Raw genomic sequence first — 9311 nt, forward strand, 5'->3', positions numbered from 1 at the left:
CTCATACTATCCAGTATGAGCGTTGACGCTGTCGTTCCTGTTTCCCTGCGATCGCGGTGGTATCCGCCGCTGGTGTGGCTCGCCGCCGCCATGCTCGCGCTGCTGGTGTTCTCCGCCGGCGGCATGGTGTTCGACCATCGGGTCATCACCGGACTGCCGGCCTGGGACAAGCCCGCGAAATTCGCACTGTCCGTGATGATCTACGCGGTGACCTGGGCCTGGCTCATACCGCAGCTGCCCCGGGGGAGCCGGGTGGCGCGGTGGGCCGGGACCACCGCAGCGGCCATGCTGGGCATCGAGATGGCCGCCATCGTCGTGCAGGTCGTCCGCGGAACCACCAGCCACTTCAATGTGAGTACGCCGTTCGACAGCGCGATCTGGTACCTGATGGGATCGTCCATCGCGGTGGTGTGGGTGGCCACCTTGGTGATGGGCGTGGTGCTCTTCGGCAATCGCGGGCCGGATCGGGCGCGCGACCTCGGGATCCGGTACGGGACGGTGCTCGCGCTGATCGGGATGGCACTGGGATTCCTGATGGTCGGGCCCAAGGCGGGCCAATTCGCCAGGCCGCGAACGATCGTCGGGGCGCACACCGTGGGCCTGCCCGATGGCGGCCCGGGGCTGCCGCTGCTCGGGTGGAGCACGGCTGGCGGGGATCTGCGGATTCCGCATTTCGTGGGAATGCATGCGCTGCAGCTGATTCCGTTGGCGGTGATCGCGCTGGAGCTGCTGTCCCACCGGGTGCCGAGGCTGCGCGACCCGGGTCGGCGGGCAACACTGGTGACCGTTCTGGCCGCGACCTACGCCGCGGTGCTGGCGGTGGTGACCTGGCAGGCGCTACGCGGCGAATCGGTGATTCATCCCCGGGCGCTGACGCTCACCTCGCTGGCCGTCATCGCCGCGGCGACCGCGGGCGCGACCACCTGGGCGGTCCGCCGATGATCTCCACGCTGTTCCACCTGGTCTTCTGGCTGACGGCGCCCTTCTGGGCCGCCATGATCCTCGCCCCGCGCCATCGCTGGACCCCGCGGCTGGTCTCCGTGCCCTGGATCGCGGTGCCGCCCTTGCTGATCTATCTCGCGATCATGCTGCCGCACTTCCCCCAGTTCTTCGCCGCCATGGCCCGCCCCGATCTGACGACCCTGCGCGATATCCTCGGCGGCGACTGGGGGGCCGCCGCGATCTGGGCCCACCTGATCGGCTTCGACCTGTTCATCGGCCGCTGGATCTACCTCGACAGCCGCCGCCGAGCGGTGCCCGCCCTGCTCGTCTCGCCCATTCTGTTCGTGACGATCCTGCTCTCCCCGATCGGACTGCTCTCCTATCTGCTCGTCCGCGAGCTGATTCCGATCGGGGAGCGGGTGCGTGGCAGCTCAGCGCTGGACGAGAACGCGGTCGGCGGGGCGCAACGCCCATGAGGCGAGGGCGAGGAGGACGAGGAACCCGGTGACGATGAGGTGCATGGCGTTCGCGCCGTAGTCGTGGCGGGCGGCGTGGGCGATGAAAGCGCCGATGTTGAAGAAGAAACCGGCGTAGGCCCATTCCTTCAGGCGGGGGACCGGGGATGTGACAGCTACGGAACACAGGGTCCGGCTCGGCCTTGATGGATCGCCTGTGCGCGCTCTACGCGGCGGCGATCATGGGATGACCGGGTCGGACAGTCCGGTCAGAAACGTCCGCACGTCCTCGGCTTCGGGGACATCCAGTTCCAGGTAGAGGGTCAGCGCGTGTTCCGCGTGCTCGCGCGCCTCCGCGCGGCGGTCCAGCCGGTGCAGGGCCCGCGCCAGCCGGTCGTGGGCGCGCGCCTGTTCGGGGCGGTGGCTGTGCTGATCGCCGAGTTCCAGCGCGGTCCGGTGTTCGGCGAGCGCGGCGGCGGGATCGCCCGAGTCGCACAGCGCCACACCCAATCCATTGCGGGCGGCGGCTTCGTCGGTGGGGCTGCCGAGCGCCCGATACAGTTCGGCGGCGCGCCGGTGGTGGCCGCGCGCGGCGATGTGGTCGCCGTGGCGGGAATCGATCGTGCCGAGATAGGTGTGGACCAGGGCCTCGCCGCGATGGTTGCCGAGCTCGCGGTGCAGGGCCAGCGCCCGGTTCAGGTGCGCGCGAGCCAGATCGGTGTCCCCGGTGTGGTCGAGTGCGGGCCCCAGATTGCCCAGGACGTGCGCCTCGCCGACCCGGTTCCCGTCGGCGCGCGCCAAATCCAGTGCCGCCTCGAAGTATTCGCGGGCGGCGCGCGGATCGCGCCGCCGCCAGGCGACATTGCCGAGGGTGTTGAGCGCGCGGGCGTGGTCGTAATCGTTGGCGGCGTCGCGGGTCGCCGTCAGCGCCTGGCGCGACCATTCGTCGGCGGTGTCGTAATCGCCACGCCGCCAGGCGGTCCAGCCGAGGTCGGTCAGCGCCCGGCTGCGGGCCGTGGCGTCACCGAGCCGGGCCGCGGCGGTCAGCGCGGCGGTGTGGAGTCGCTGCGCCTCGCCGTGGTGGCCGTTGCCGTCGACGTAGGGCCGCAGGGTGGCCGCCATCCCCACCGCGTGGGCGGGCGAATCGTGGCGTTCCGCCCAGCATCCCGCCGCCACCAGATTGTCGCGCTCGGCATCGAGCCAGGCCGCCGCCGCGGCCGGACCCGCGAGTGGTTCACGCTCGATGTCGCTGGTAGGCAACGGGTTCCGGTGCCCGCTGGTGTAAGGGAAGAGCAGATCGACGGCGTCGCGCGCGGTGTGCAGGTAGTGGTCGAGCAGGCGGTGCAGGGCGGCGTCGATGGCTTCGGGCGGCTCGGTGACCGCCGCGGTGGCGCGGGCCTGCTCGCGCAGCAGATCGTGCAGCGTGTAGCGGCCGGGCTGCCGCTGGGTGATGACGTGGGCGTCGAGCAGTTCCTCGAGCGCGGTCTCGGCGTCGTCGAGCGGACACCCGGCCAGTGCGCCCGCCGCCGCCGGGCCGATGTCGTGGCCGGGCTGCAGGCCCAGCAGCCGGAACATGCGCTGCGGTTCGGCGGGCAGCTGATCGTAGGAGAGCGCGAACGCGGCGGCGACTCCCCGGTCGGCCGTGGTCAATTCGGCCAGCCGCCGTCGGTGATCGCGCAGCCGGTCCGCCAGGTAGCCCACGGTCCAGCGCGGGCGGTGGCTCAGCCGTGCGGCCGCGATCCGCACCGCCAGCGGCAGGAACCCGCACAGCCGCAACACATCCAGCACCGCCGCCGGCTCGGCGGCGGCTCGCGGACCGACGATGCGGCCGAACAGCTCGACCGCGTCGCGGGCGGGCAGCATGTCCACCGACAGGGCTCGCGCGCCGTCCAGATCGACCAGACGCCGCCGGCTGGTGAGGATGACGGTGCTCGGTGAGGAGCCGGGCAGCAGCGGCCGCACCTGCTCGCTGTCGCGGACGTTGTCGAGCACGACCACGACCTTGCGGCGCGCCATCTCGGCCCGCCACCGGGCCCCGCGCGCGTCCGAGGTCTCCGGGATGCGGTCGTAGGGGAGTCCGAGCTGGTGCAACAGGGTCGCCAGCGCGGCCTCGGCGGTCACCGGTTCGGCGCCGGCGGTGTGGGCCTGCAGGTCGACGAACAGCTGGCCGTCCGGGTGACACTCGGCAAGCAGATGCGAAATGCGCACGGCCAGAGCAGTTTTCCCGGCTCCAGCCATGCCGTCGATCGCGGTGATCACGGTGCCGGGGCGCGAACGTTCCGGCGGAGCCGTCAGCAGGGCCACTTCCGCCTCGCGGCCGGAGAAGTCCGGGAGGTCGTAGGGCAGGAAGTTCGGAGGCGCGTCATTCGCCGATACCGTGCCATTCGTGGACGCGATACCGGTCGCGGGCGAAGTGCCGGCTGCGGGCGCAGTGGCGGACGAGGTCGTTTCGGCATTCGCGGGCACGGTGGTGGTCGCGGCGGATGGCGTGGCTGCGGGGCCAGGGGTGGGCGGGCGCAGGGCCGGATCGTCGCGCAGCACAGCCTGTTCCAGCTCGGTGAAGGCCCGGCCGGGATCCAGGCCCTGCTCCTCGGCCAGCCGGGTGCGGAACCGCCGGGCCTGCACCAGCGCGTCGGTCTGGCGGCCACTGCGATGCAGCGCCAGCACCAATTGCGCGGAGTTCTTCTCGCGGAACGGGAATGCGCCCACCTGGGCGATCAGCTCGTCGAGGATGTCCTCGTGCCGTCCGGCGGCCAGTTCGGCGTCCATCAGTTTGTCGAAGGCGACCGAGCGGCGTTCGATCAGGCGGGCGCGTTCGGCGGGGACGAAATCGGCGTGGATGTCGGCGAGCGGATCCCCGTGCCACAGGGTCAGCGCGGCGCGCAGCCGGTCGATCACCACCCGCGGATCTCCGTCCGCGGCGGCGACCTCATCGGTGAAGACCTGGAGATCCAGCTGACCGGTCTCGGGCAGTGCCACATAGCCCGCGGGTCTGGTGACCACCACCCCCGGCGCCCCGGCCGCGCGCAGGGCCCGCCGGATCGCGGCGATCCCCGCATGAATCTGCGACCGTGCCGTCTCGGGGGCGTCCATGCCCCACACCGCGTCGATGAGCCGCTCGGCACTGCAGACCCGGCCCGCGTTGAGCAGCAGGTACGCCAGGACCGCCCGGTGTCGCGGCGCGGTCGGAACGGATCCGTCCGGGCCGAGGATCTCCACCGGGCCCAGCACCGTGAAACGCACCGACGGCGCCAATCCCATCACAACCTCCATCGCCGCGGAGCGGACGCACGGCGAATCTATCAACGCGGCAACCGGTCCGCTCGCGACCGCGTGTCCGCCCGGGCGGCCCTATGATCAGCCGGTGTTGACCCCGACGTATCGCGATGTAGCGCTGGCGAATACGCGAATCCGTACCTTGACCAGGCCGTTGACCGTGCTGCCCGCGCACGATCTGCTGCCCGGCACCCGGTTGTGGCTGGCGTGCGAGTTCCTCCAGCACACCGGGTCGTTCAAGGCCCGGGGCGCGGCCAATTTCCTCGCCGAGCTGCACGCGGCGGCCGCGGTGCCGGCCGCGGGCATCTCGGCCTCGACCGGACGCAATGCCGATATCGGATTCGCGTGGGCCGCGCAGCAGTTCGGGGTCAAGGCCACGGTGTTCCTGGCCCTCGGCACCGCCGCCGCCAAGGTCGAGCGGCTGCGAGCGCTGGGCGCGGAGGTCCGCCTGACCGGCGCGACCCAGGCCGACGCCGAGGCGGCGGCGCGCGAATTCTGCGCCCGGACAGGCGCGATCGACGCCTACAGCCACGACGAGCAGCCCGCCTCGGCCGGCGCGGGCACCATCCTGCTCGAACTGCTCGATACCGTCGGCGCCCTCGACACGGTCGTGCTCGCGGTCGGCGCGGGCGGCATGTTCTCCGGCATCGCCGCGGTCGCCCACGAACACGGCATCCGCGTGGTCGGCGGCGAACCGCAAGGCAGCCAGGCCCTGCACACCGCCCTCGCCCACGGCGGCGTCACCGATGTCGACATCGACTCGATCGCCGCCGATTCCCTGGGCGCACCGCGGGTCTCGCCCGCCGCCTTGAACTGGGCCCGGGCCACCGACGCCCACTCCGTCCTGGTCGGCGACCACGACCTGGTCGCCGCGCGCAGGCTCCTCTGGGACCGCTACCGGCTGGTCGTCGAACACGGATCGGCCACCGGCATAGCCGTTCTCGCCACCGGCGCCTACCGCCCCGCCCCGGACGAGAACGTCGCCGTCATCCTCTGCGGCGCCAATACCGACCCCGCCGACCTCAGCGGGTGAGGTGGGCGTTGACCTCGGCGGCCACGGCGGTGTCGCCGCGAGGCGTGGGGTGGAAGGGCAGGCCCACCAGGCCCACCCGGGGATCGAGCACAGAGAGCAGCCAGGGATCCGGGGAGCAGAGGCCGTGGCCCGCGGTGGGGGTGCGGGAGTCGACGAAATCGATCGAAAGAAGCTGGGCGGCATCGCGTTCGGCGTCGTCGAGGCGATTCCAGAATTCGTTGATCGCGCCGCCGCGCGGCTGGACGTAACGGTAGACGCCCAGCACGTCGAGGCACCAGGTGGCCGAGTTCGCCGGGGCCAGTTCGGGATAGCCGACGAGTTCGATCCTGGCGTTGGGGGCGTAGTACTTCACGTAGTCGACGACCTTGCGGATGCGGTCGGCGTAGGCGGCCCCGGTGATGCTGTCGGGGTCGGGCCAGCGGCCCTGGGCGACGGCGTCGGGGTCGCAGCCCTGGCTGGTATTGAACGCGCAGGTCAGCTGGGCGGGGGCGTCGGCGGTGGTGGCCGAGTCGCGGGGCCACTCGTCATTGGCGCCCAGTTGGATCGCCACCACCTTGGTGCGCGGCCCGAACGCGCCGTTCTTGGTCGCCTTGATCGCCAGCTGCGCGAGGGTGTAGCCGTCGCGGCCCGGAACCTCCTGGCCGCTCGTGGTGACCGGGCCGCTGTCGATGGAAGCGTTGGTGCAGGTGGCGTTTTCGAAGTCGTCGGCGGCGACGCCCATCAGGGCGCTCAGCTGGACGGGCCAGGAGGTGTCGCGATGCAGGCACTCGTGCGAGGAGGTGTCGTTGTTGCCGTCGCATTTGACCAGCACGCCGTCGCACGGCGGGTTCGCGGAGAACGAATCACCCAGCACCACAAGCGTTTTGCCCGCCACGGCGGTCGGCTCGTCGGCGGCGGCGGTGCCCATCGAACCGGTGACCATCGAACCGGCAGCGGCGAGAGCGGCTGCGGCTGCGGCCAGCCTGAAACTCATCATGCAAATCCTCGATAACGTCGGCGCTCACACTCACGAGACCGGTGGGACAACCATATAGGTCAACTTCGGCCAGGCGGCTGACACGGGTGCCAGGGGCTCGCGGCAGATCCAGATGGTCACGTGGTCGTTCTCCATGGCTATGCCGAGGGGGTCGTCCAATCGCAGAGCCGGTGTGGTGTGGGCGAATTCGGCGCGGAAGGCCCGGCTCTGCGGTCCGTCGCTGTAGCTCACGTACAGGATGGTCGTGGCCGAGTCCGGCGGCGGACCCCATTCGGCGAAGCCGCGATTGGGGCTGTAGACCGGCGGAATCGTTCGAGTCCGCCGATATTCGTCGAGCGCCCCGGCCTCGTTGTAGGCCTCGGTGACCACGGCCGCCCGCGCCTGCTCGGCGGGCGGCAGGCCGATCGTCACCCGGTGCACCGCATCGGCCAGGTCGGCCCAGTCGTCGTTGCCGTAGTGCTGCAGGAATCCCCAGTAGCCGTTGTCGGTCGCTTCGATCCAGCTCTTCGGGTAGGGCAGCATGGCCAGCAACGCGGTCAGCACCGCGGATGCGACCGTGAGCCCGGTGAACATCCTGCGCAGCGCGGACCGCGCTCCGGCCGGGTCGAGCAGACCCGACAGCACCGCCGCGCCCGCGCCGAGGATCGCCGGAACGATCCCGGCCACGTAGTAGGACCGGCCGTGTCCGCCGACCACCAGGACCAGCATGAGCAGGCCCGTGATCAACAGGAATCGATAGGGGCGCAGCTTCGGGGCGCGGGCCAGACCGTACAGGCCCAGCACACCCAGCCCGCCGCCGAGGAATCCGGTGGTCACCATGACGGCCAGGACGGTCCCGACCTGGCCGCCGTCGCTGCCGGCCGTCTCCTGCGCGATGGCGCTGTTGGTCGCCAGCTGCGGCCAATGATGGGAGACCTGCCACAGCAGGGCCGGAGTCATGGCCGCCGCGAAGATCAGCAACCCCAGCCACAATGCCGGACGCCGCAACAACTCCCGGGGACCGGCGAGCAGAATCGCCAGGGCGACACAGGCTCCCAGCATCAGCACCAGCCACTTGTCCTGCACGTCGACCGCCGCGGCCACACCGGCCCAGACGAGCAGGCGGTCGCGCCGGGTGCGCACCCAGCGGGCCAGCAGCCACACGATCAGCGCCTGGCCCGCCACGTCGAAGGCGACGCTGTCGAGCACGGTGAAGGCCACCACGAACGGCGAGAGGGCATAACCCGCGGCGGCGAGCATCTGATAGCGCGCCCGCGCGCCGCACTCGAAGGCGATCGCGGCCGTCAGCACCGAGACCGCGACCAGCAGCAGCAAGCCCGGAATCCGCAGCGCGACAACCGATCCGGGCGCGAGCAGGTCGCTCAGCCGCGCGATCAGCGGGATCACGGGACCGTTGTCGACGTAGTCGACCGCCAACCGCCGCCCGCACGCCAGGTAGTACAGCTCGTCACCGGCGAACTGGAACCGCGCCGCGGAGACCGACCAGGCCAGGGTGATCAGCCCGGAGACCAGGACGACGCCGCGCCAGGCGAAACTCGGTGGTGCGGACGTCGATTCGGTCCCAGGGGCGAGGGTGAGCGTCATTGCTTCTCCGAGGGCTTACGCGACATGGCTGTAGACGGTGGCGGCCACGACGACGTCCCCGTGCGGTGAGGGATGGAAGGGCAGCCCGGCCAGGTTGATCCCCGGATCCAGGAAGCCGTTGAACCACGGCTCGGCCGAACACAATCCGTGCCCCGCGGTCGCCTGCTGGGTGTCGACGAAGTCGATGCCGAGCCGTCCGGCCGCCTCGCGTTCGGCGAGCTGCAGCCGGTTCCAGAACTCGACCATGGCGCGCGCCCGCGGCTGGACCCAGCGGACCAGTCCGAACAGGTCGAAGCACCAGTCGGCAGCGTCTGCCGGCGCGACCTCGGGATAGCCGACGAGTTCGATCCTGGCGTTCGGGGCGTAGTACCTCACGTAGTCGACGACCTTGCGGATGCGCTCGGCGTACGCCGCCCCGGTGATCGAGTCGAGGTCGGGCCAGCGGCCCTGGGCCACCGCGTCCTCGTCGCAGCCGTGCACGAGATCGACGACGCAGGTGAACACCCGCGCGGCGTCGGCGGTGATCGCGGCGTCGCGCGGCCACGCGTCGTTGAAGCCCAGCTGGATCGCCACGACCCGGGTGCGCGGGCCGAAGGCGCCGTCCTGCGCGGCGGCGAGCGCCTCCTGCGACAGGGTGTATCCGTTCCGGCCCGCCACCTGCTCCCCGGTCGAGGTGACCGGACCGGTGTCGATGGTCGCGCTCGAGCACGAGTTGTTCTCGACGTCCTCGGCCGTGAGACCCATCAGCGCGCTGAGTTGGACCGGCCACGAGGTGGGTCCGTGCAGGCAGGACCGCAAACCGGTGGCATGCTCGTCCGAGCATTTCACCAATACGGCGTCACAGGGCGGGTTGGCGGTGTACGAATCACCGAGAACAACAAGCGCTCGGCCCGGTGCCGGGGCGGGTTCGGCCCACGCCGAGCCTTCCGTCACCGCCGCGGCGAACACCCCGACGACGGCGGCGAGCCGCCACAGGCGAACGGCCCTGCCGGTTGTCCAGGAACTGGTCAATGCACATCCTCATCGAGTCAGACCCTTCGGGCTT

The 9311-nt window shown here is 71.1% G+C and carries 8 protein-coding genes; 3 read left to right on the plus strand and 5 right to left on the minus strand.

Annotated elements, in window-relative coordinates; translation table 11 throughout:
• The first annotated feature begins 15 nt into the window (after positions 1 to 15).
• Together GPX89_RS01825 and GPX89_RS01830 are read left to right on the plus strand one after the other, a co-directional pair.
• Positions 16 to 942, plus strand: a complete 927-nt coding sequence (locus GPX89_RS01825) for a hypothetical protein (RefSeq protein WP_157354742.1) — start codon at positions 16 to 18, stop codon at positions 940 to 942.
• Positions 939 to 1418: an ABA4-like family protein gene (locus GPX89_RS01830; protein ID WP_157354743.1), complete on the plus strand. Its 480-nt coding sequence runs from the start codon at positions 939 to 941 to the stop codon at positions 1416 to 1418. Before GPX89_RS01825 ends, GPX89_RS01830 begins: the two co-directional genes overlap by 4 nt.
• Here the strand turns inward: GPX89_RS01830 and GPX89_RS46165 are convergent.
• A complete protein-coding gene (locus tag GPX89_RS46165) occupies positions 1374 to 1586 on the minus strand; it encodes a DoxX family protein (RefSeq protein ID WP_157386916.1) in 213 nt (70 codons plus the stop codon). The two genes, GPX89_RS01830 and GPX89_RS46165, sit on opposite strands and share 45 nt — an antisense overlap.
• A 51-nt stretch (positions 1587 to 1637) precedes the next feature.
• Positions 1638 to 4658, minus strand: coding sequence for an AfsR/SARP family transcriptional regulator (locus GPX89_RS01840; protein ID WP_235946631.1), 3021 nt, complete (start codon positions 4656 to 4658; stop codon positions 1638 to 1640).
• Positions 4659 to 4761: 103 nt separating this feature from the next.
• Here GPX89_RS01840 and GPX89_RS01845 point away from each other — a divergent pair, with 103 nt between their 5' ends.
• Entirely contained in the window at positions 4762 to 5706 is a 945-nt protein-coding gene (locus GPX89_RS01845; RefSeq protein WP_328601417.1) for a pyridoxal-phosphate dependent enzyme, read from the plus strand.
• On the opposite strand, the gene GPX89_RS01850 is transcribed toward GPX89_RS01845, so the two are convergent.
• The 3 genes from GPX89_RS01850 to GPX89_RS01860 are packed head-to-tail and all read right to left on the minus strand — an operon-like array spanning position 5696 to position 9277.
• Positions 5696 to 6679: an SGNH/GDSL hydrolase family protein gene (locus tag GPX89_RS01850; protein ID WP_157354746.1), complete on the minus strand. Its 984-nt coding sequence runs from the start codon at positions 6677 to 6679 to the stop codon at positions 5696 to 5698. The genes GPX89_RS01845 and GPX89_RS01850 overlap by 11 nt on opposite strands.
• 33 nt (positions 6680 to 6712) lie before the next feature.
• The gene (locus GPX89_RS01855) at positions 6713 to 8266 is read right to left on the minus strand and encodes an ArnT family glycosyltransferase (protein WP_157354747.1); all 1554 of its coding nucleotides are present in this window, start codon (positions 8264 to 8266) and stop codon (positions 6713 to 6715) included.
• 15 nt (positions 8267 to 8281) lie between these two features.
• Positions 8282 to 9277, minus strand: coding sequence for an SGNH/GDSL hydrolase family protein (locus tag GPX89_RS01860; protein ID WP_157354748.1), 996 nt, complete (start codon positions 9275 to 9277; stop codon positions 8282 to 8284).
• Positions 9278 to 9311: the final 34 nt, after the last annotated feature.

This window comes from Nocardia terrae, from assembly GCF_009760405.1.
In the GTDB taxonomy this organism is placed as follows: domain Bacteria; phylum Actinomycetota; class Actinomycetes; order Mycobacteriales; family Mycobacteriaceae; genus Nocardia; species Nocardia terrae.